Raw genomic sequence first — 22,659 nt, 5'->3', positions numbered from 1 at the left:
GCGCGTAGTTCCGGATGAAACGATTGGGCTGTGCGGCGGCCGCGGATCAGCGGCGGTCGAGAATCATCGCCGAAAAATCGGCTTCCGCGGCGCGTTGCCCGTCGACCGTGACCTCGGCATGAAAGCGCCAGACATTGCCACGGCTCTGTACCTTGTCGACATGGACATGCATGACGTCCCCGGGCACGACCGGGCGGCGGAAGCGCGCCTTGTCGACGGACATGAAATAGACCAGCTTGCCCTCCGATTCCGGGCCCAGCGTATGGACCACGAGGACCGCGGCGGTCTGCGCCATCGATTCAATGATCATGACCCCGGGCATCACCGGATTGCTCGGGAAATGACCCTGGAACTGCGGCTCGTTGATCGTGACATTCTTGATGCCGACCGCGCTGACATCCGGGATCATCTCGATCACGCGATCGATCAGCAACATCGGATAGCGATGCGGGATCATCTCCATGACCCGCAGGATATCGACGCTTCCGACCGTTTCAGGCGACGTTCCGCCAGTCATTTTGTCGTTCCCTTTTTGGCCAGCCGCCTGAGGACGGCCACTTCACGAAAGAAATCCCGTATCGGCTGCGCCGGTGCCCCGCAATAGGTTTCGCCGGCCGGGACGTCGCTCATCACCCCGGCCTTGGCCGCAAGCTGCGCACCGGCGCCGATCTTCAGATGGCCGGCAAAGCCGACCTGACCGCCGGCAGCGACGAAATCGCCGAGTACCGTGCTGCCGGAAACGCCGCTCTGGGCAACCAGGATGCAGCCGCGCCCGACGCGAACGTTGTGCCCGATCTGGACCAGATTATCAATCCACGTGCCGGCGCCGATGACGGTATCCGGGCCGGCGCCGCGGTCTATGGTCGAATTGGCGCCGATTTCCACGTCGTCGCTGATCACCACGCGGCCGATCTGCGGGACCCGGACGTGGCCGGCCGGATCCGGCGCGAAGCCGAAGCCGTCCTGGCCGATCCGGGCGCCCGGATGGATGGTGACCCGGTCGCCGACCAGGCAGTGCGAGAGCGAGACATGGGCGCCGATCCGGCAGTCGCGTCCGACCACCACGCGCCGCCCGATCACCGTGCCCGCGCCGATCGCCGTGCCGGCGCCGATTTCCGCCCCGGCCTCGATCACCGCGAAAGGGTCGATCCGGCAATCCTCGCCGATGACGGCGGAAGGCGCGATCACGGCGCTCTCATGGCGCGCCGGCTCGATCGCCGGCCGGGGATAGAAGGCCTGGGCGATCAGCGCGAATGTCTTGTAGGGCGTCTCGCTGAGGATCAGCGGCATGCCCGCCCGGGCCCGCGCGGCGTCCTTCTCGGCGACAACGCAGGCGGCCGCAGCCGTGTCCCGGAACGCATCGAGGTATTTCCGGTTGTCGAAGAAGGTGAGATCGCCGGGCCCGGCATCCTGCAGCGGGGCGATATTGCCGATCTGCAGCCCCTCATCCGCCGGCTCGGCCAGGCGCCCGCCGCCGATCCCGGCCAGTTCGCCAAGACGGAACGGGCCCGAGCTCTGGAAGAAGCGCGGATCCGGCATCTAGTTCTCTTCGAGCGGCGGTACCTTGACGCTGGGCCAACGCTCGTTCAGGCGCTTCGTCACCACCGGGGTGATGTCGAGCTCGGTGGTGGCATAGATGATCTGCGAACGATGCAGCACGATGTTGGCGCCGACTTCCGGCATCAACTGGTCGAGGATCGCGATCGCTTCCTTGCGGATCTGGACCTGGATCTGCGCTCGCCGCTGGTCGAGCCGCCGCACGCGTTCCTGCAGCTTCTGGCGGATGCCGTTGACCTTGGCCTGGAAGGCGGTCTTCTTCTCGTTGAAGGCGGCTGGCGCCAGGATCGCCTGCTGGCGGCGCAATTCCTCTTCCTCGGCGCGGAGCGCGTCCTCCTGCTTCGCCATTTCGCCCTCGATCGTGGCGCGCATGGCGTTGATCTGCTCCTTGGCGCCGTTCACGGCCGTCGAATCGCGTAGCACGGCATCGAAATCGAGGATCGCGATGATCGCATCGTCGGTCTTCTCGACGGCCGTCGCGGTGCTTGCCATCGTGACGAGGGCAAGGCCGGCGACGAGGGTGCGGGCAATGTGGGTGAGCATGTCAGAACCTGGTCCCAAAGGAGAACCGGAAGATCTCCGTTTTGTCTTCATCACTCTTCACGACCGGATAGGCGAGGTCAACGCGGATCGGGCCGAACGGGGACACCCAGTCGAAGCCGACACCGACCGAGGCGCGGATCATCGAGCTGTCGGACACTTCCGGCCCGCTTTCGTCGACATCGGTGATCGTGCCGACATCGGTGAACAGGCGTCCCTTGATGTTGAACTCGTTCGGCACGGGCAGCGGGAAGCGGATCGACGCCGTACCGACATAATACATGTTTCCGCCGAGGGAATCGCCGGTCAGCTTGTCGCGCGGGCCGATGCCGCCGGACTTGAAGCCGCGGAAGGTCTCGCCGCCGATGAAGTAGCGGCTGAACAGTTCGACGTCCTCGCCGATGCCGAAGATGTAGCCAACGTTGGCGCCGAGGCTGAGCACCAGGTCATCGGTGAAGAGCGGCGTGTAATAGACGAAACGGCCGTCATTCTTGAGATAGCGGATGTCGCCGCCGATGCCGGCGAATTCCTGCCCGAACACCAGGACATAGCCGTTGTGCGGCTCGATCGAATCGTCGCGCTGGTCGTAGGTCAGGTCGTAGCCGACCGACGAGGTCAGGCGCGTGCCCTCCTGGGACTTGATAAGCCGCGAGGCATCGTCGTCGACATCGGTCACCTCGTCCTCGCGGACCGTGTAGTTGGTCGACATGTCGAGCCGCTCGAGGATCGGGAAGCGGGCCCGGAGGACCAGGCCGGTGGAGCGCTGGTCAAACCCGCTCCGGTCCTGCAGGTCGCGGCGGATATTGAACAGGTCGAAGCCGGCGGCAAGTTCGCGATCGAGGAAATAGGGCTCGGTGAAGCCGAGGTCGATCTGCTGTCGCTTGGTCGAGATGCCGAGCGCGACCTTCAGGTTCTGGCCGCGGCCGAGCAGGTTGCGCTCGCGGATGCTGATGTCGCCGACGACCGATTCCGAGGTCGAGAACCCGGCGCCGATGCTGAGTTCGCCGGTCGACTGCTCCTGCACGTCGACATTGATGATCGTCCGGTCGGGCGCCGAGCCGGGCTCCTGCGTGACCTCGGCCTTCTCGAAGAAGCCGAGGGCGCGGATCCGCTGCTGCGAGCGGCGCAGCTTGGCGGTGTTGAAGGCGTCGCCCTCGACCATGCGGAACTCGCGCCGGATGACCCGGTCCAGGGTCCGCACGTTGCCGGTGATGTTGATCCGCTCGACATAGACGCGCGGGCCTTCGTCGATCTGGTAGGTCAGGCCGATGGTCAGATTCTCGCGGTCGCGCTCGACCTTCGGGCGGATGTCGACGAAGGCGTAGCCGAGCTGGCCGATCTCGAAGGTCAGCTTCTGGATGCTGTCCTCGATAGCCTCGGCGTCATAGGTGTCGCCTTCCTCGGTCAGCAGGAGGGCGCGCAGCGATTCCGTATCGAGATCCTTCAGGGTGCTCGCGATATCGATCTTGCCGAAGGTATATTTCTTGCCCTCGTCGATCGTGAAGGTGATGAAGAAGTCCTTCTTGTCCGGCGTCAGTTCGGCAACCGCCGAAATGACGCGGAAATCGGCATAGCCGCGCGACAGGTAGAACTTCCGCAGCAGCTCGCGATCGAAGGTCAGGCGGTCCGGATCGTAATTGTCGCTGCTCGACAGGAACCGGTACCAGCGCGTTTCACGGGTCGCGATCGCCTCGCTGAGCCGGCTGTCGGAATAGGCCCTGTTGCCGACGAAACGGATCTTGCTGATCCCGGTGACGTCGCCCTCGTTGATCTCGAACACGAGGTCGATGCGGTTCTGCGGCAGCTGGATGACCTTGGGCTCGACCGTCGCGGCAAAGCGCCCGCTCGCGCGGTAGACCTGGGCGATGCGCTGGACGTCGGACTGGACCCGGGCCCGGGTATAGACGATGCGCGGGCGAAGCTGGACTTCGGCCTGCAGCGCGTCGTCGCTGATCCGCCGGTTTCCCTCGAACGAGATCCGGTTGATGATGGGATTCTCGACCACGCGCACGATCAGCGCCCCGCCGTCCCGGCGGATCGTCACGTCGGCGAACAGGCCGGTGTCGAAAAGCGCTTTCAGCGATGCGTTGACGCGGCCCGGATCGTAGCGGTCGCCGACGGATACCGACATGTAGGAACGGACCGTCGCATCCTCGATGCGCTGGTTACCCTCGATGACGATGTCCTCGACCCGCTCATTGCTCTGCGCGCTCGCGGGCATCGCGAAGAGAGCCGCGTAGGCCATCAGCAACGCCGCTGCCGTGAGAAGCCGCCAAACTCGAAGCAACGCTGCACCCCCGCCCACCGGCAAGTCCGATCGATCCCTGCAACCGCGACGTGAACGCCACGATCGCCGTTGTCTTTGTGCAATCAGGAGAACAGTCCGGACAGGAACGTGCCGACACTGAGCTTCGCGACATCCTGCCATGTGGCGAAAGCCATCAGCGACAACACCATGAAGAGGCCGATGCGAAAACCGTATTCCATTGAGCGCTCGCCCAATGGCTTCCCTCTGATCGCCTCGATGGCATAAAACAAAAGATGCCCGCCGTCCAGCATGGGGATCGGAAACAGGTTGATGAGCCCGAGGCTAATCGACAGGAAAACCATGAAGTTGACGAGCGCGAGAACGCCGTATTCGGCGGCCTGGCCGGACATGCGGACGATGCCGACCGGCCCTGACAGCTCCGACGCGTCGCGCGCGCCGGAGATCATCTGGCCGACGCCCTGGAGCGTGGCGGTGGTGACGAAGCCGGTTTCCTTGACGGCCTGCCAGATCGCGGTCAGCGGATCGTGACGGGCGAACTCGGGCTCGCCGGACTGGATGCCGAGGCGGCCGATCCTCTGCATGTTGCCGGAACCGTCGTCGATCTCGACAATCTGCGGCCGGGCCTCGAGATGGAGGCTCGCACCGTTCCGCGACACCAGCATGTCGAGTGGCGCCTCGAGGCCGACCATGACGACCTGGCGGAGCTGCTCGAAACGCTGGACCTCCGAGCCGTTGACCTCCAGCACCCGGTCGCCCGGCTGGAATCCGGCGGCGTCGGCGGCACTTCCGGGGACGACCCCGGCGACAACCGGCGGCGTGTAGGGCTGGCCGTAAATCGAGAACATGCCGGCGAGCACAACGATAGCGAACAGGAAGTTCGCCGCCGGGCCGGCGACGACCACCGCGGCGCGCTGATGCAGCGGCTTGTGGTGGAAGCTTTCCGCCCGCTCCTCTGCCGACATGGACCCGGTTTCGGCGCCGGGCGTGCTTGCCGCGTCGGCGTCACCGAAGAATTTCACATAGCCGCCGAACGGTATCCAGCTGATCTTCCAGCGCGTTCCGGCCTTGTCGTTCCAGCCGAACAACTCGCTGCCGAAGCCGATCGAGAAGACCTCGACGCGAACCCCGCACCAGCGGGCAACGAGGTAATGGCCGAGTTCGTGCACGAACACGAGAACCGTGAGCACGACGAGGAACGGCGCGGCGTAATTCCAGATTCCGGCGAGAATGTCCATGCCAGCTCCATCAACGGCATCGGGGGCGTTATCTGAGTGACGTCAGTGCGCGTTCGGCCTCGCGGCGCGCCGCGTCGTCAGCGGCAAGCAGATCTTCGAGATTGTCGAGCGGGGCCGGCGCAAGTCGCGACAGGGTCTCTTCGGCGAGATGCGCGATGTCGAGGAAACCGATCCGCCCGTCGAGAAATCCCTGTACCGCCACCTCGTTCGCGGCATTGAGGATAGTTGGTGTCGTACCGCCGCTTTTCAAGGCCTCGCGGGCCAGGCGCAGGGCCGGGAAACGCTCGGAATCCGGCGCCTCGAAGGTCAGTTGCCCGAGTGCGGCGAGGTCGAGCCGCGGGGCCGGCGCGGCCAGCCGCTCGGGCCAGCCGAGGGCATAGGCGATCGGAGTCCGCATGTCGGGCGTCCCGAGCTGGGCAAGCACCGAGCCGTCGATGTAGGCAACCAGCGAGTGAACCACCGACTGCGGATGGATCAGGATGTCGATCTGCGCTTCCGTCACCGGGAACAGGTGGTAGGCCTCGATCAGTTCCAGACCCTTGTTCATCATGGTCGCGGAATCGATCGAGATCTTCATCCCCATCGACCAGTTCGGGTGGGCAAGCGCCTGTTCGCGCGTCACCCCCGCCATCTCCTTGCGGCTGAGAGTGCGGAACGGCCCGCCCGAAGCGGTCAGGATGATGCGCTCGACGCTCGCGGGACGGGTTGAATCGAAGACCTGGAAGATCGCGTTATGCTCGGAATCGACCGGCAGCAGGGTGGCGCCGCTTGCCCGCACCTCGCGCAGCATCAGCTCGCCGGCGCAGACCAGGCATTCCTTGTTGGCGAAGGCGACGATCGCGCCCTGCCGCACCGCCGCCAGGGTCGGCTCGAGACCGGCGGCGCCGACGATCGCGGCCATCATCCAGTCGACCGGCGAAGCCGCCGCCTCGACCAGCGCGGCAGGGCCCGCCGCGGCCTCGATACCGGTCCCGGACAGCGCGTCCTTGAGGGCCAGGTAGGCGCTTTCATCCGCGACCACCGCGCGCCGCGCGCCGAGCCGCCTCGCCTGCTCCGCCAGGAGCGCGGCGTTGCGGTTGGCGGTCAGCGAATCGACGATGAAGGCCTCGGGCTGGCGTTCTATCAGTTCGACCGTGTTGCAGCCGACCGAACCGGTCGAGCCCAGGATGCTGACCCGTCTCGGGGCCGCCACCGATGTCGGCGCGAGGTCGGCGGTAAGCGCGCTGCTGCTTGCGGGGGCAATCACAATGCGCCGGTCCTGCCCGCCAGATAGGCGATGCAAAGAGCGAGCGGGACGGTCGCGACGAGGCCGTCGACGCGGTCCAGGACCCCGCCGTGACCGGGGATCAGGCGGCTCGAATCCTTCACCTTGAAATGCCGCTTCCAGGCCGATTCGGCAAAGTCTCCGACCTGCCCGACGATGGCGACAAGGGCCCCGGCAAGGGCCGCCCCGCCGAGTGACAGCGGCAGGTATCCGCTGTAGGCGGCGAGCAGCAGGCTGGCGCCGGCCGCCGTCGCCATGCCGCCGATCAGGCCGGCCCAGGTCTTCGAAGGGCTGATCCTGGGGGCGATCTTCGGGCCGCCGATCGACCGTCCGGCGACATAGGCGCCGATATCGGTACCCCAGATCGCGATGAACAGCCAGAGGGTCCAGCCGAAGCCGTTGCCGGCCTCGGCCCGGAGCGCGATCAGTGCGACAGTCGGCAGGCCGACGTAGAGCGGACCGGCAAGCGCCCAGGCGGGTGCCGCCCGGGTCAGCAGGGCGAACATCAGCGAGGCGCCGGCCGTGGCGATCACGGCAACGAAGGCGAACTCGATCCGGCCGAGCGCGGCAAGGATGACGGCAACCGCGATCCCGGCACCGGCCAGTGCCGCGCGGGCGCCGAAGCGCCCGAAGCTCACGGTTTCCCACTCGAATATCATGCAGAGCGCGGCGACGCCGGCGAGGACCGCGAAGGCGGTGCCGCCGTACCACAGGCAGGCGATCGCCAGCGGCGCCAGGACGGCGGCCGACAGGATCCGTTGCAGGAGCGCCGAGGGCGCCCTGCGATCAGGCGCTGGAGGCGCCATAGCGGCGTTCTCTGCGGCTGAATTCATGGACCGCTTCCTCGAGCTGCTGTTTGCCGAAATCGGGCCATAGGGTGTCGACGAAGAAGAATTCCGCGTAGGCGCATTGCCAGAGCAGGAAATTCGAGAGCCGCCGTTCGCCGCTGGTCCGGATCAGCATGTCCGGATCGGGCATGCCGGCGGTCTGCAGATGCCCGGCGAACAGTTCCGGGGTGATCGCCTCGGGCGCAAGCGCGCCCTCGCCCACCCTGGCGGCGATCGACCGGCAGGCGCCGACGATCTCGTTCTGGCCGCCATAGTTCAGCGCGATGGCCAGCGTCAGGCCACGGTTGCCGGCCGTCAGCTCCTCCGCGTGGGCAATCATCTTGACGATATCGGGCGCCAGCCGGTCGCGTTCGCCGATGACGCGGACGCGAACCCCGTTCTCGTGAAGCTCGGCGAGTTCCTTGCTGAGATAGAGCCTGAGCAGGCCCATCAGGTCGTCGACCTCGGAGGCCGGCCGTTTCCAGTTCTCCGACGAGAAGGCATAGAGCGTGAGATAGTCGATCCCGATCTCGCGCGCGCCGACCACGACATTGCGCACCGCGTCGGCGCCACGCTTGTGGCCCGCGGTCCGCGGCAGTCCGCGCGCCTTCGCCCAGCGCCCGTTGCCGTCCATGATGATGGCAACGTGGCGCGGCAGGCTCATCCTGTCTTCGGTCTTCGGCGGGGCACTCATCCGATCAGACCTGCATGATTTCCTGCTGCTTGTGCTCGAGCGCGTCGTCGATGCTCTTGATCGCCTTGTCGGTCAAGTCCTGGATTTCCTCGGCCCAGATCTTGTGGTCGTCCTGCGAGATCTCGCCGTCCTTCTCGAGCTTCTTCAACTCGTCCATGCCGTGCCGGCGGACATTCCGGACGGCGATCCGTGCCTGCTCCGAATACTGCCCGGCGACCTTGGTCAGTTCCTGGCGCCGTTCCTGGGTCAGGTCCGGGATCGGAATGCGGATCAGCTGTCCGTCTACCGAGGGATTGAGGCCGAGGCTGGACGACCGTATGGCCTTTTCGGCCGCGCTGACATTGGACTTGTCCCAGACCTGCACCGTGAGCATGCGCGATTCCGGCACATTGACGGTGCCGACCTGGCTCAGCGGCATCTCGCTGCCATAGGCGGTGACGACGATCTGGTCGAGCAGGCTGGCATGGGCCCGGCCCGTCCGCAGACCGGCGAATTCGTGACGCAGCGCCTCCAGCGCGCCGTCCATGCGGCGCTTGAGGTCGTCGATATCGGGTTCAGCCATTGGCGAGCACTCCGGTCTTTTCTTCTTTCCGTTGTTCGATAATCGTACAGCGCCCCACGCCCGTCAAAACGTCGGAGAATGCGCCGGGCTTCTGGATCGAGAATACCAGGATCGGAATGTTGTTCTCGCGAGCCAGCGAGATCGCCGAGGCATCCATGACCTTCAGATCCTGCGACAGCACGTCCATGTAGTCGAGCCGTTCGTAGCGGATCGCATCCGGATTGCGGAGCGGGTCGTCGCTGTAGACACCGTCGACCTGGGTGCCCTTGAGCAGAACGTCGCAGCCCATTTCCGCCGCCCGGAGCGCGGCCGCCGTGTCGGTCGTAAAGAACGGGTTGCCGGTACCGGCAGCGAAGATCACGACCCGCTTCTTTTCCAGATGGCGCATTGCCCGGCGGCGGATATAGGGCTCGCAGACGCTGGCCATCGGGATCGCCGAGAGGACCCGTGTCTCGATGCCGAGCCGCTCGATCGCGTTCTGCAAGGCGAGCGCGTTCATCACCGTCGCCAGCATGCCCATGTAGTCGGCGCTTGCGCGCGCCATGCCATGCGTGCTGGCGGAAACCCCGCGAAAGATATTGCCGCCGCCGATGACGACGCAGACCTCGACGTCGAGGCGGGAAACGGAGGCGATCTCGGCGGCGATCCGTTCGACGGTGTCATTGTCGATACCGGTCGTGCCGTCGGCCATCAGCGCCTCGCCGGAGCATTTCAGGAGGACGCGTTTGTATTTCGGATCGGCGGACATGGCGAACTCGCTTGTTCGGGACGTGGGATCTGGGCGCGGGTCCCGCACGGCGGCCCCGGCGCGCCGGCACCATACACGATAGGCTGCGTAAGGGATATTGTCGCGGGCGCGACGGCTCTGCAAACAAAGACGGCGGCACCGTTGGCGCCGCCGTCCTGTCAGACAAGCACGGGAATCGGGCTCAGCCGGCCACGGCCGCGACCTCGGCGGCGAAGTCGCCTTCATCCTTCTCGATGCCCTCGCCGACCGCGAAACGGGCGAAACCGGCGATCTTCACCGGGGTGCCCAGGTCCTTGGCGGCCTGCTCGACGACCTTGGCGATTCGCGTCTCGCCGTCGATGACATAGGTCTGCTCGGTGAGAACGACTTCCTCGTAGAACTTGCGGAGCCGGCCCTCGACCATCTTGGCGATGATCTCCTCCGGCTTGCCGCTGTCGCGGGCCTGCTCGGAAAGCACGGCGCGCTCGCGCTCGACCAGCGTCTGGTCCAGGTCGGCGGTCGAGACGGACTGCGGATTGGTCGCCGCGATATGCATCGCGATGCCCTTGCCGAGTTCCGCCAGCTTGGCCTTGTCGCCGCTGCTTTCGAGGCCGACGAGCACGCCGATCTTGCCCAGTCCCGGCGCCGCGGCGCTGTGGACATAGGCGGATACGACGCCGTCGCTGACGGCGATCTGGGTGCTGCGGCGGAAGTTCATGTTCTCGCCGATCTTGGCGATCGCGTTGGTGACTTCCTCGGCGACCGTGCGGCCGGTGCCCGGATAGGCCGCGGCCATGGTCCGGTCGTGGTCGCCGGCATTGCTGAGCGCGATCTCGGCGACCGTCGAAACGAGCGTCTGGAAGGCCTCGTTACGGGCGACGAAGTCGGTCTCCGAATTGATCTCGACGACCGCCGCGGCGGTCGGGCCGGTGGCGACCCCGACCAGGCCCTCGGCAGCGACACGGCCGGCCTTCTTGGCCGCGGTTGCCAGGCCCTTGGTGCGCAGCCAGTCGATCGCCGCCTCGAGATCGCCGTCATTCTCGACGAGCGCTTTCTTGCAATCCATCATGCCGGCACCGCTTCGGGTGCGGAGCTCCTTGACAAGCGCGGCTGTGATTTCTGCCATTGTCTTTCCTCTGGCCTCTAGTTGCCTTGTAGCGGTGTGGCGTTGCCGGGGCCTCAGGCCTTCGGCGCGGCTTCCGGCGCCGCCTCGGGCGCAGTCTCCGGCACCGCCTCAGGTGCTGCCTCTGCCGGCGTCTCGGCCACGGCTTCCTCGACGACATCTTCCAGGGTCGGATCTTCCGACTCGCCCAGATCGGCGCCGGTCGCCTCCATCTCGCGCGAGATGCCGTCGATCACGGCGCCGGTGAAGAGCTCGCAATAGAGCGAGATCGCCCGCAGCGCGTCATCGTTGCCCGGCACCGGGTAGGTGATGCCCTTCGGGTCCGAGTTGCTGTCGAGGATGGCGACGATCGGGATACCGAGCTTGACAGCTTCCTGGATCGCGATCTCTTCCTTGTTGGTGTCGATGACGACCAGCAGGTCGGGAAGACCGCCCATCTCCTTGATGCCGCCGAGCGAGCGCTCGAGCTTCTCGCGTTCGCGGGTCAGCTGCAGCAGCTCCTTCTTGGTGCGGCCGCGGCTCTCCTCGCCGAGTTCCTCCTCGAGCGCGCGCAGGCGCTTGATGGAATTCGACATCGTCTTCCAGTTGGTCAGCATGCCGCCGAGCCAGCGATGGTTGACGTAGAACTGGGCGCACTTGCGCGCCGATTCCGCGATCGTGTCCGAGGCCTGGCGCTTGGTGCCGACGAACAGCACCCGGCCGCCGCCGGCGACGACGTCGCGAATCGTCTGCAGCGCCGCGTAGAGCATCGGCACGGTCTGCTGCAGATCGATGACATGGATATTGTTGCGGACACCAAACAGGTAGGGACCCATCTTCGGGTTCCAACGGTGCTTCTGATGGCCGAAATGGACGCCTGCTTCGAGGAGCTGGCGCATCGTGAAGGTTGGCAGAGCCATGGCTCGCAATTCCTTTTTCCGGTTAAGCCGCCGCGGGAAAAGAGTCCGATCCAGGATCGAACACCGGAAGGACCGGGAATACCCCGAGCCCAAGATCCCGCGTGAGGATTTGGTGAATTGCGGGCTTGTAGCGGCGACCGGCCCGGGATGCAAGGAAAAAGCGGGAATATTCCGCCATTCCCGGTGCTTTTCCGCGCTATTGGCGTTCAGGCCTCGCGCAGGTCGCGAACGCCGGGAAAGGTCTTCAGGGCCTGTCGGATCTGCGGCGAGATCGCGTAGGGCTGCGGCAGCTTGATCCGGACCTCGGTGCCGTCCTCGGGCAGGTCGAGAACCATGAAGACGCGGTTGCGGCCGCCGCCCGTGTCCTGGAGCAGCCGGGCGATCGCCGGCAGCGGATCGGTATTGGCCAGGTAGAGCGCGACATCGCCGCCCGCCTGGGCGGCCGCGCCGTCGAGCGTCTGGATCCGGGTCGCGGTCAGCCGGATCTGCTCGCCATCGGACTTGCCGTCGACGTGAAGGACCACGCTCTGGCCGACTTCCATGATCTCGCGGGCCTCCTCGAGAACCTCGGAAAAGACCGTGACCTCGTAGGCGCCGGTCGGATCGGAGAGCTGGACGAAGGCGAACGGCGTGCCGCGCGCCGAGCGTCGCTCCTGCTTGCCCAGGATGGCCCCGGCGATCCGGCAGCTCGCCTCGCCCCGCCGCAGTACCGCGGGCAGCGCCGCGGCACTGACCGTGCCGAGCTTGGCCAGCGTTTCCGCATAGGCGTCGAGCGGATGCGCCGAGAGATAGAAGCCGACGGCGTCGAACTCGTCGCGCAGCTGGTCGACGGCCGACGCCGGCGGCACGTCCGGCAGGCGGAGCGCCTGGCTTTCCTCGGCCGGGCCACCGCCGAACAGGCTGGTCTGGCCGGCCGCGCGTTCGGAGGCGCAGCTGCCCGCATGGCGCAGGATCAGGTCGGCGCCGGCGAGCAGCTGGGTGCGGTTGGCGTTCAGCCCGTCAAAGGCGCCGGCGCGGATCAGGTTCTCGAGCTGGCGCTTGTTGATCACACCCGGATCGACCCGGCTCGCGAAGTCGGCGATCGAACGGAACGGCCCGCCCCGCTCCCGTTCGGCGACGATCTGCGCCATCGCCTCCCGCCCGACATTCTTGATCGCCGCGAGGGCATAGCGGACGGCGCCGGTCTCGCCCTCGAACTCCACCGAGAACTCGACGCCGGAGCGGTTGATGTCCGGCGAGCGGACCTCGATGCCGGAACGATCGAGCTCCTGGCGGAAGATGTTGAGCTTGTCGGTATTGTTGAGGTCGAGGCTCATCGAGGCGGCCATGAACTCGACCGGGTAGTTGGCCTTGAGCCAGGCGGTCTGGTAGGCGATGAGCGCGTAGCAGGCGCTGTGCGCCTTGTTGAAGCCGTAACCGGCGAACTTCGCCACCTGGTCGAAGATGCTCGAGGCCTGCTGCTTCGGCACGCCCTTCCCGGCCGCGCCCGAGACGAAGCGCTCGCGCTGGGCGTCCATCTCCTCCTTGATCTTCTTGCCCATCGCCTTGCGCAGGATATCGGCCTCGCCAAGGCTGTATCCGGCGAGGATCTTGGCGATCTCCAGCACCTGCTCCTGGTAGATGATGACCCCGTAGGTCTCCTTCAGAAGCTTCTCCAGCCAGGGGTGCAGGTAGTCCGGCTGCTCCTGGCCGAACTTGCAGGCGATGTATTTCGGGATGTTGTCCATCGGCCCGGGACGGTAGAGCGCGACAAGGGCGATGATCTCCTCGAAGACGTCCGGCCGCATCTGCCGAAGCACGTCGCGCATGCCCGAACTTTCAAGCTGGAACACGCCGACCGTCTCGCCGCGGCCGAGCATGGCGTAGGTCGCCTTGTCGTCGAGCGGCAGGGCCGCCAGGTCGACCTTTATCTCGCGCTGCTCGAGCAGCTTGCGCGCCCGGTCGAGGACCGTCAGCGTCTTCAGGCCGAGAAAGTCGAACTTCACCAGCCCGGCCGCCTCGGCATATTTCATCGAGAACTGGGTCACCGGCATGTCGGAGCGCGGGTCGCGGTAGAGCGGCACCAGTTCCTCGAGCGGCCGGTCGCCGATCACCACGCCGGCGGCGTGCGTCGAGGCGTGCCGGTAAAGACCCTCCAGCTTCTGCGCCGTCTCGATCAGGCGGGCGACGCCCTCGTCGTTCCGCTTCTCCTCCTTGAGCCGGGGCTCGATCTCGAGCGCCTCGGCGAGCGTGACCGGGTTGGCGGGATTGTTCGGCACCATCTTGCAGATCCGGTCGACCCGGCCGAAGCCCAGTTCCAGCACCCGCCCGACGTCGCGCAGCGCCGCCCGGGCCTGCAGCTTCCCGAAGGTGATGATCTGGGCAACGTTGCCGCGCCCGTATTTCTGCTGGACGTAGTCGATCACCTCGTCGCGCCGGTCCTGGCAGAAGTCGATGTCGAAGTCAGGCATCGAGATCCGCTCGGGATTGAGGAAGCGTTCGAACAGCAGGCCGAAGCGGAGCGGGTCGAGATCGGTGATAGTGAGCGACCAGGCGATCACCGAGCCGGCGCCGGAGCCGCGTCCCGGCCCGACCGGGATGCCATGGGCCTTCGCCCACTTGATGAAGTCGGAAACGATCAGGAAATAACCCGAGAAGCCCATCTGGCGGATGATGCCGAGCTCGTAATCGAAGCGCTCCCAATAGGGCACGGCCGCGGCCTCGCGTGCCGCCGCGTCCATGTCGTCGGTGAAGACCGCCTCCCGGAGGCGGCCTTCCAGGCCGCGGCGGGCCTGGTTCTCGAGCTCCAGCCCCTCGTCCGAGCCGTCGTCGGTGAAATTCGGCAGGATCGGCGACCGCTTCGGCGCGGCGACGGCGCAGCGCCGGGCGATCACGAGACTGTTCTCGATCGCTTCCGGCAGGTCGTCGAAGAGCGCCGCCATCTCGTCGGCCGACTTGAAATAATGTTCCGGGGTCAGACGGTCGCGCTCGCTCACGCCGACATAGGTGCCGCCGGCGATGCAGCGCAGCGCGTCGTGCGCCTCGTACATGTTCGCTCGGGTGAAATAGCATTCGTTGGTGGCGACCAGCGGCAGCCCGGTATCGAAGGCGAGTTCGAGCATGCGCTCCTCGACCGCCATCTCCTCCGGCATGCCGTGGCGCTGGATCTCGACATAGAGACGGTCCGGGAAGGCCGCCGCCATGCGCTCCAGGAATTGCCGCGCAGGCCCGTCCTTGTTGTCGGCGAGCAGATGCCCGAGCGGGCCGTTGGCGCCGCCCGTCAGGCAGATGAGGCCGTCGCCACGGTCGACGATATCGGCGAAGTCGACCTGCGGCAGCTCGGTCGGCTCGGTTTCCAGGAAGGCCTTGGTCGAGAGTTTCAGGAGGTTGGCGTATCCGGTCTCGTCCTGGGCCAGGAGAACGATGGTCGGCAGGTCGCGATGGCGATGGCTACGTCCCTGCGGTTCCGCGTTCCGGCTGCGCAGCGCGAGCTGGCAGCCGATGATCGGCTGCACCCCTGCCTTAGCCATCGCCTCGGAGAATTCCATCGCGCCGAACAGGTTGGAGCTGTCGGTGATCGCCACCGCCGGCATCCGTCCGTCGCGGCAGAGCGCCGCGAGCTCCTTCACGCGAATCGCCCCCTCGGAAAGGGAGTAGGCTGTGTGGACGCGCAAATGCACGAAACCCGCGTGCGACAAGGGCTCTGCTCCAAGTTCTTCCTTCACTCGGCCCATTATCGCATGCGACGGCTTCGGGAACAGCCGTCGTCCCAGTCGTTCGGATCATTTCCTCATTGTCGGTCGATCGTCGCGGTGCGGTCGCCCGGCGTCGCCGCGCCGGGCGCGACGGCCGGCGTCAGCCGATCAGCCCGTCGATCAGTGTCGCCCAGGTGAAGATGGCGTAGAGCGCGGCCAGCATGACAACAGCCTCGATGCCCTGGCGCAGCAGTTTCTGGGTTTCGAACATGGGTGCCTCCTCGGGTTTCTGTCCGGCCAAATGTTCCTGTTTTGTTCTTTTCTTGTCAAGCCCGCAGAACGGCATGCCCGCCGGCACGCGCCGCGCCGCATGGACCGGCGGAAAGTGGCGCTCAGCCTTGCGTCTGGGTCTGGGTCGGGCGGGTTTCCCCGGGCGGCGGGACATCGCCGGAAAAATAATGTTCCGCGAGACGGCCGTAGAGATCGATGAAGCGCCCCTGCAGGCCGTCGAGATAGTCGTGCAGGTCGCCATCGCGGGCCTTGTCGAGCGGCAGCGCCGCGGCGGCGTCGTGCAGTGCGGCGTGGAGCCCGGTGATGGTCGCCGGGACCGGGCGCCCCTGCTCCGCCGCGAGCTCGCCGAAGAGACGCTTCAGCTCGTCGAGGCAGACCGCGACCGAGCGCGGGAAGCCGTCGTCGTTGATCAGGAAGCCGGCGACCATCTCCGGCTTGAAGCCGCGCGGATGTTCACGGCGGAAGGCGTGGTAGCCGGCGACCGAGCGCAGCAGCGCGTTCCACAGCCCGGCATCGGTCATCGCCTCGATATCGTCGCTCGGCCGGGCGGCATGCTGGAACTTGATGTCGAGCAGCCGCGTCGTCTGGTCGGCGCGTTCCAGGTACTTGCCAATCTGGTAGAAACACCAGACCTCGTCCCGGTAGAGCGTGCCGGAGATGATGCCGGCATGGGTCTGGCAGGTCTCCTTGATCTCCATGCAGATCGGCGAGAGGTTGGCGAGCCGTATCTCGCCCCGGTTCATCGTCGCCAGCCGGTTGTGGAACATGTTGAGCTGGGTCCACATCTCGGTGCTGATGAGGTGCCGGATCATCCGTGCATTCTCGCGCGCCGAACGGACCGCCGACTTGATCGACGTCGGGTTCTCGTCGTCGAGAATGTAGAAATTGATCACATCCTCGACGGTCGGCGCCGGATAACTCGCATGGAAACGTTCGTCGTCCGCGTTGATGGTGACGATCGGCAGCCATTCCTCGAGATCGTGGCGGTCCTGGGAGAACATCTCGTTGACGTCGAGCAGGCGGGCGAGATTTTCCGCGCGCTCCATGTAGCGGGCGATCCAGAGCGCGCTTTCCGCGAAACGGGCGAGCAGCTTAGTCAAGGACCCAGGTATCCTTCGATCCGCCGCCCTGCGACGAGTTGACGATCAGCGAGCCCTTCGGCAGGGCGACGCGGGTGAGGCCGCCCGGCAGCACCCAGGTGCTGTCACCGGTGATCGCGAACGGACGCAGGTCGACGTGGCGCGGCTCGATGCCGCTGCCGACAAGGGTCGGCGAAACCGACAGGTTGATCATCGGCTGGCTGATGTAGTTGGCGGGATCGGCGAGCACCTGCTTGCGGCAGGCCTCGATCTCGGCCGCCGTCGAATGGGGGCAGACGACGACGCCGTATCCGCCCGCCTCGCCGACCGGCTTGACCACGAGATCCGCCATGTGGGCGAGCGTGTGGTCGAGTCCCTCCTTCTCGCCGCAGATATGGGTCGGCACGTTCTGCAGGATCGCGTCCTCGTCGAGGTAGTAGCGGATGATCCTCGGCATGTAGGCATAGACCGCCTTGTCGTCGGCGACGCCGGTGCCGATCGCGTTGGCGAGCGTGACGGTGCCGCGCCGGACCGCCCGGACCAGCCCCGGCACGCCGAGCATGCTGTCCTTGCGGAACGCCTCCGGGTCGAGGAAATCGTCGTTGATGCGGCGATAGATGACATGCACCGGAGCCGGGCCGACGGTCGTGCGCATGAACACCCGGTCGTCGTCGTCGACGAACAGGTCCTCGCCGGAGACCAGCGGCACGCCCATTTCGCGGGCCAGGAAGACATGCTCGAAATAGGCCGAGTTGAAGACCCCGGGCGAAAGCAGCGCGACCTGCGGATCGCTCACCCCGGCGGGCGCCACCTCGGCCATCGCGTCGAGCAGGCGGACGCCGTAGTTGCTGACCGGGCGGACCCGCATCCCGGCCATCAGGTCGGGGAAGGCGCGCAGCATCAGATGGCGGTTCTCGACCACGTAGGAGACGCCCGACGGGGTCCGCGCATTGTCCTCGAGGACCAGGAAGTTGCCGGCCTCGTCGCGCACGATGTCGATGCCGCAGATCTGCACGTAGGTGCCCCTGGGCAGGTCGACGCCCTGCATCTCCGGACGGTAGTTCGAGTTGCCGAGCACCAGGCCGGCCGGGATGATGCCGTTCTTGAAGATCTTCTGCTCGTGATAGATGTCATGCAGGAACAGGTTGATCGCCGCGACGCGCTGGCGGACGCCCCGGTTGATGATGTCCCAGTCGTCCTTCGACAGGACCCGGGGTATCACGTCGAAGGGCAGGATCCGGTCGATCGTGCTGCCGTTCGAGTAGAGCGTGAAGGTAATGCCGAGATTGTAGAGTTCGCGCTCCGCCATCGCCGCCCGGCGGCGCAGTTCGGCGATGCCGAGTTCGGAGAGCTGGCGGCGGAGGCCCTCGGTGTGGCGGGCCGGAGCACCGCCGTTGCCGAGCATCTCGCAGTAATACCCGGCCGCGCTGTAGTCCTCGAAGATATCCGTCAGGTCCGTACCGGCGTCTGTCGACACGTCGTCCCCTTTCCGTCCCGGAACCTCATCATGGACAGAAGACGCTTCCGCTGTCCATTGGGTTCCCGCGGGACGGGCGCGTTCAGACGGGGACGATCCGCCCGTCTTCCAGCGTGACGATCCGATCCATGCGGCGGGCAAGCTCGACATTGTGGGTTGCCACCAGCGCCGCGACGCCGCTGTCGCGGGCCAGCGCAACGAGCGCCTCGAACACGGTTTCCGCGGTCGAATGGTCGAGATTGCCGGTCGGCTCGTCGGCCAGCAGGACGCGCGGCCGATTGGCGATCGCGCGCGCGATGGCAACCCGCTGCTGTTCGCCGCCGGACATCCGGGCCGGGCGATGGTCGAGTCGCTCGCCGAGCCCGAGGCTGCGCAGCAGCGTCTCGGCGCGGTCGCGGGCCTCGGCCTTGGCGGTCCCGGCCAGGCGCTGCGGAATCATGACGTTCTCCAGCGCCGAGAATTCCGGCAGCAGATGATGGAACTGGTAGACGAAGCCGAGCGAACTGCGCCGCAGGGCGCTCCGCCGGCCGTCGTCGAGATGACCGCAGGCCTCGCCACCGAGCAGCACCTCGCCGCCGTCGGGCGGTTCAAGCAGCCCGGCAAGGTGGAGCAGCGTCGACTTGCCCGAGCCAGACGGGCCGAGCAGGGCGACCATTTCGCCCGGCGCCAGGGCGAGGTCGACATCCTTCAGCACCGGCACCGGCGAGGCGCCGCGGCGATAGGTGCGGACGACGTGGCGAAGCTCGATCGCGGGCTCACTCATAACGCAGCGCCTCGACCGGGTTGAGACGGGCCGCCCGCCAGGCCGGGTAGAGCGTCGCCAGGAAGGACAGCGAGAGCGCCATCGCGACCACCAGCGCGACCTCGAGCGGATCGATCTTGGCCGGCAGGTGCGACAGGAAATAGAGCTCGGCGGCGAACAGGTTGGCCCCGGTCAGCTGCTCGATCCAGCCCTTTATGGTGTCGATATTGTCGCAGAAGCCGAGCCCGAGCAGGAAGCCGGCGAGCGTGCCGACGGCGCCGACGGAGGAGCCGGCGATCAGGAACACGCGCAGCACCATGCCGCGTGTCGCCCCCATGGTGCGGAGGATGGCGATTCCCCTGCCCTTGTCCTTCACCAGCATGATCAGGCTCGAGATCATGTTGAAGGCGGCGACGACGATGATCAGCGTCAGGATCAGGAACATGACGTTGCGTTCGACCGCCAGCGCGTTGAACAGCGCCGCCCGCGACTGCATCCAGTCGTAGAGATAGCGGCCGCCGCCGATCAGTTCGAGAACCGGCAGCTTGAGCGACAGCGCCCGGTCGCCGTCGTCGGCCATGATTTCCAGCGCGCCGACGGCGCCGGGCGATTTCAGATAGGCCTGGGCGGCGTCCAGCGGCATGAACAGATAGCCGGAGTCATACTCGTACATCTCGGCGTTGAAGGTGCCGACGATGGTATAGGCACGCGCCCTGGGGACGACGCCGAAGGCCGTCGCCGAGCCCTGCGGGGAGACCAGGTTGACGCGCTCGCCGACCCTGAGTCCGAGCTGGCGGGCGAGCCGGTAGCCGAGGATCACCGCGTCGTTGCCCTGGAAATCCTCGAGACCGTCGCGCAGGCCGCTGAAGCGGATGTCGAGCGCGGCGAGGTCGTCGGCCCGGATGCCGCGCAGGAGTGCCCCGCTGGAGCGGCCGGCATGGGTCACGAGCACCTGGCCCTCGAGGATCGGCGTCACCCGGCGGATGCCGTCGATCGCCAGGATCCGGGCGGACAGCGCTTCGTAATCGTCGAGCGGCCGGTCGCCGGCCTGCACGGTCAGATGGCCGTTCAGGCCGAGGATACGATCGAGCAGTTCCGCCCGGAAGCCGTTCATCACCGACATCACGATGATCAGCGTGGCGACGCCGAGCATGATGCCGAGGAAGGAGAAGCCGGCGATCACCGAGATGAAGCCTTCTTCCCGCCTCGCCCGCAGATAGCGGGCGGCGATCGTCCATTCGAGGGCGGAGAACACGCCCGTCAGCCGGCGAACCGGTTCAGCGCGGCATCAAGGCTCAGTTCCTCCTTGGCGCCGCTCTTCCGGTTCTTGACCTCGACGATGCCGTTCTTCAGGCCGCGCGGGCCGATCGTCACCTGCCAGGGCAGGCCGATCAGGTCCATGGTCGCGAACTTGGCGCCGGCCCGTTCGTCGGTATCGTCGTAAAGCACCTCGACGCCGGCCTTGCGGAGCTTGCCGTAGAAATCCTCGCAGGCAGCCGAGACTTCCGCATCCTGGACCTTCAGGTTGATCAGGCCGACCCGGAACGGGGCAACCGCCTCGGGCCAGACGATGCCGGCCTCGTCGTGGCAGGCCTCGATGATCGCGCCGACCAGGCGCGAGACGCCGATCCCGTAGGAGCCCATTTCCAGCGGCACGATCTCGCCGTCCTGGTTCTGCACGGTGGCGTTCATCGGCTTCGAATACTTGCTGCCGAAATAGAAGATATGGCCGACCTCGATGCCGCGGCGCTGCACCAGGTCGCCTTCCGGCACCGGGCAGTCGGCCGGGACATGCTTGTCGTCCGAGGTGGCGTAAAGCGACGTCCAGTGGTCGACGATCGGCTGCAGGTCGCCCTCGAAATCGATGTCGCCGGCGAGCGGATCGAAGGTCAGCAGGTCCTTGTGGCAGAAGACCTCCGATTCACCGGTATCGGCCAGGATGACGAACTCGTGACTGAGATCGCCGCCGATCGGTCCGGTGTCCGCGGCCAGCGGGATCGCGCGCAGGCCGAGCCGGCTGTAGGTCCTGAGGTAGGAGACGAACATCCGGTTGTAGGAATGCACCGCGCCCGCCTTGTCGATGTCGAAGGAATAGGCGTCCTTCATCAGGAACTCGCGGCCCCGCATCACGCCGAAGCGCGGCCGGACCTCGTCACGGAATTTCCACTGGATGTGATAGAGCAGCTTCGGCACATCGCGGTAGCTGCGAACAGACGCCCGGGCGATCTCGGTGATCTGCTCCTCGTTGGTCGGGCCGTACAGCATGTCGCGGTCGTGACGATCGCGGATCCGGAGCATCTCCTTGCCGTAGTCGTCGTAGCGGCCGGATTCCCGCCACAGGTCGGCCGGCTGGATCGTCGGCATCAGCAGTTCCTGGGCGCCGGCGAGATTCTGCTCCTCGCGGACGATCGCCTCGATCTTGCGCAGCACGTTGTAGCCCATCGGCAGCCAGGAATAGATTCCGGCGCTCGACTGGCGGATCATTCCGGCACGCAGCATCAGCCGATGCGAGACGATCTGCGCTTCCTTCGGGTCTTCTTTGAGCGTCGGCAGAAAATAGCGGGACAGGCGCATGCTTCTCTCGATCCTTGACCATTCGCGGCAACAGGCCGCCCCGCTCTTGTAGGCAAGCGGCGGGCAACATGCAACGCCCGCCGCGGCCGCCCGGCCGCTCAGTCCACCACCTCGGCAAGCGCCAGAACGCGGGCCCACAGCGCCGCGTCGACCGCGACCCCGTCGGCGGCGGCCGCCTCCGCCCGGAGACCCTTGCCGATACCCGGCAGATGGATATCGGGTTCGTCCCGGAGCGCGTCAAGGAAGCCCGACAGGCGGCCGGCGACGTCCGCCCCGCCGCTCGCCGCCGGATCGATCGCCAGGATGAACAGCCCGACGCCCGGCGAGCGGTCGCCACGGTTGAAGGGCGGCGCCTCGCGCGACCAGTTTCCCCCGGTCAGACCGACCGCCATCATCTCGACCATGAGCGCGATGTTGGCGCCCCGCGCGCCGCCGAACGGCAGCAGCGTCCCTGCCAGCGCCGCCGCCCCATCGGTCGTCGGTCGCCCTTCCGCGTCAAGCGCCCAGCCTTCCGGGATCGGCGTCCCCGCCTCGGCCGCCTCGCGGATGCGGACAAAGGCGGCCGCGCTCGACGACTGGTCGATGACCAGCGGCGGCCCATCGGGCAGGGGCATCGCGAAGGCCAGCGGGTTGGTGCAGAACACCGGCGTCCGCCCGCCCGACGCGGCCATCACCGCCGGGCCGGCATTGGCCGCGACAATCGCCGCGACGCCCTCCTCGACCGCCAGCCGCCGGGCGAAATAGCCGATCGCGCCCGAGGTATAGCCGTTCCGGAGCGCGAGGATGCCGACGCCGGCATTCCGCGTCGCCGCGACCAGGCCCGGCCAGCCACGTTCGACGCCGAGCTGCGGAAAGCCGCCACGGGCATCGACACGGATCACGGCCGCCGCCCCCGCGTCGACCACCGGGTCGGCCAGCCCGTTCGCCCGCCCGGCGTCGAGGGCCGCGCAATCGTCGAAGAGATGGCCGAGCCCGAGCGTCGTCGCCCCGGTCGCCTGCGCCGCCGTGATCGCGCGTGCCAGCGCAGCGGCCTGCGCCGCCGAGGCGCCATGGGCGCTCAGCGCGGCGTTGGCCGCCGCCTCGATCTCGGCGAGGGTGAGCCTTACCATCGTCATGCACTCCCTC

At 66.7% G+C, this 22,659-nt stretch carries 19 protein-coding genes; all 19 read right to left on the bottom strand.

All coding sequences use genetic code 11. The annotated features are described in order from the left end of the window. Window positions 1-46: 46 nt before the first annotated feature. Window positions 47-517, bottom strand: a complete 471-nt coding sequence (gene fabZ, locus OCH7691_RS11300; RefSeq protein ID WP_085883658.1) for a 3-hydroxyacyl-ACP dehydratase FabZ — start codon at window positions 515-517, stop codon at window positions 47-49. After that, complete coding sequence (lpxD, locus tag OCH7691_RS11295; protein ID WP_085883657.1) at window positions 514-1,539, bottom strand: UDP-3-O-(3-hydroxymyristoyl)glucosamine N-acyltransferase; 1,026 nt, start codon at window positions 1,537-1,539, stop codon at window positions 514-516. Before lpxD ends, fabZ begins: the two co-directional genes overlap by 4 nt. After that, a complete protein-coding gene (locus OCH7691_RS11290; protein ID WP_176245019.1) occupies window positions 1,540-2,100 on the bottom strand; it encodes an OmpH/Skp family outer membrane protein in 561 nt (186 codons plus the stop codon). Window position 2,101: 1 nt separating this feature from the next. Beyond that, the gene (gene bamA, locus OCH7691_RS11285) at window positions 2,102-4,342 is read right to left on the bottom strand and encodes an outer membrane protein assembly factor BamA (RefSeq protein WP_217807935.1); all 2,241 of its coding nucleotides are present in this window, start codon (window positions 4,340-4,342) and stop codon (window positions 2,102-2,104) included. A gap of 125 nt (window positions 4,343-4,467) precedes the next feature. Beyond that, window positions 4,468-5,601 carry an RIP metalloprotease RseP gene (gene rseP / locus OCH7691_RS11280; protein ID WP_085883655.1) on the bottom strand — a complete coding sequence of 378 codons (1,134 nt, stop codon included), beginning with the start codon at window positions 5,599-5,601 and terminating at the stop codon, window positions 4,468-4,470. A 28-nt stretch (window positions 5,602-5,629) separates the two neighbouring features. After that, entirely contained in the window at window positions 5,630-6,850 is a 1,221-nt protein-coding gene (locus OCH7691_RS11275) for a 1-deoxy-D-xylulose-5-phosphate reductoisomerase (RefSeq protein ID WP_370853116.1), read from the bottom strand. After that, on the bottom strand, window positions 6,844-7,698 hold the full coding sequence (locus OCH7691_RS11270; protein ID WP_217807933.1) for a phosphatidate cytidylyltransferase: 855 nt from the start codon (window positions 7,696-7,698) through the stop codon (window positions 6,844-6,846). The genes OCH7691_RS11275 and OCH7691_RS11270 overlap by 7 nt, the downstream gene beginning before the upstream one ends. Then, window positions 7,652-8,386, bottom strand: a complete 735-nt coding sequence (locus OCH7691_RS11265; RefSeq protein WP_085883653.1) for an isoprenyl transferase — start codon at window positions 8,384-8,386, stop codon at window positions 7,652-7,654. The genes OCH7691_RS11270 and OCH7691_RS11265 overlap by 47 nt, the downstream gene beginning before the upstream one ends. Window positions 8,387-8,390: 4 nt before the next feature. Further along, window positions 8,391-8,948: a ribosome recycling factor gene (gene frr, locus OCH7691_RS11260; RefSeq protein WP_085883652.1), complete on the bottom strand. Its 558-nt coding sequence runs from the start codon at window positions 8,946-8,948 to the stop codon at window positions 8,391-8,393. Then, a complete protein-coding gene (pyrH, locus tag OCH7691_RS11255; RefSeq protein WP_085883651.1) occupies window positions 8,941-9,696 on the bottom strand; it encodes a UMP kinase in 756 nt (251 codons plus the stop codon). Before pyrH ends, frr begins: the two co-directional genes overlap by 8 nt. Window positions 9,697-9,877: 181 nt before the next feature. Further along, window positions 9,878-10,801 carry a translation elongation factor Ts gene (gene tsf / locus OCH7691_RS11250; protein ID WP_085883650.1) on the bottom strand — a complete coding sequence of 308 codons (924 nt, stop codon included), beginning with the start codon at window positions 10,799-10,801 and terminating at the stop codon, window positions 9,878-9,880. A gap of 53 nt (window positions 10,802-10,854) precedes the next feature. Continuing rightward, a complete protein-coding gene (rpsB, locus tag OCH7691_RS11245; protein ID WP_085883649.1) occupies window positions 10,855-11,697 on the bottom strand; it encodes a 30S ribosomal protein S2 in 843 nt (280 codons plus the stop codon). A gap of 206 nt (window positions 11,698-11,903) precedes the next feature. Then, on the bottom strand, window positions 11,904-15,410 hold the full coding sequence (dnaE, locus tag OCH7691_RS11240) for a DNA polymerase III subunit alpha (protein ID WP_085883648.1): 3,507 nt from the start codon (window positions 15,408-15,410) through the stop codon (window positions 11,904-11,906). 353 nt (window positions 15,411-15,763) lie between these two features. Continuing rightward, a complete protein-coding gene (locus OCH7691_RS11235; protein ID WP_085883647.1) occupies window positions 15,764-16,762 on the bottom strand; it encodes an alpha-E domain-containing protein in 999 nt (332 codons plus the stop codon). Next, window positions 16,755-18,146, bottom strand: a complete 1,392-nt coding sequence (locus tag OCH7691_RS11230) for a circularly permuted type 2 ATP-grasp protein (RefSeq protein ID WP_085884430.1) — start codon at window positions 18,144-18,146, stop codon at window positions 16,755-16,757. The genes OCH7691_RS11235 and OCH7691_RS11230 overlap by 8 nt, the downstream gene beginning before the upstream one ends. 154 nt (window positions 18,147-18,300) lie before the next feature. After that, a complete protein-coding gene (locus OCH7691_RS11225) occupies window positions 18,301-18,981 on the bottom strand; it encodes an ABC transporter ATP-binding protein (RefSeq protein ID WP_085883646.1) in 681 nt (226 codons plus the stop codon). Then, on the bottom strand, window positions 18,974-20,215 hold the full coding sequence (locus OCH7691_RS11220) for a lipoprotein-releasing ABC transporter permease subunit (RefSeq protein WP_085883645.1): 1,242 nt from the start codon (window positions 20,213-20,215) through the stop codon (window positions 18,974-18,976). The genes OCH7691_RS11225 and OCH7691_RS11220 overlap by 8 nt, the downstream gene beginning before the upstream one ends. A 5-nt stretch (window positions 20,216-20,220) precedes the next feature. After that, entirely contained in the window at window positions 20,221-21,534 is a 1,314-nt protein-coding gene (gene proS, locus OCH7691_RS11215; RefSeq protein ID WP_085883644.1) for a proline--tRNA ligase, read from the bottom strand. Between the two features lie 98 nt (window positions 21,535-21,632). Next, the gene (locus OCH7691_RS11210; RefSeq protein WP_217807930.1) at window positions 21,633-22,649 is read right to left on the bottom strand and encodes an Ldh family oxidoreductase; all 1,017 of its coding nucleotides are present in this window, start codon (window positions 22,647-22,649) and stop codon (window positions 21,633-21,635) included. Window positions 22,650-22,659 lie beyond the last annotated feature (10 nt).

This window comes from Oceanibacterium hippocampi (assembly GCF_900172325.1).
In the GTDB taxonomy this organism is placed as follows: Bacteria; Pseudomonadota; Alphaproteobacteria; order Sneathiellales; family Sneathiellaceae; genus Oceanibacterium; species Oceanibacterium hippocampi.
This window is presented reverse-complemented; position numbering and strand designations above follow the sequence as displayed.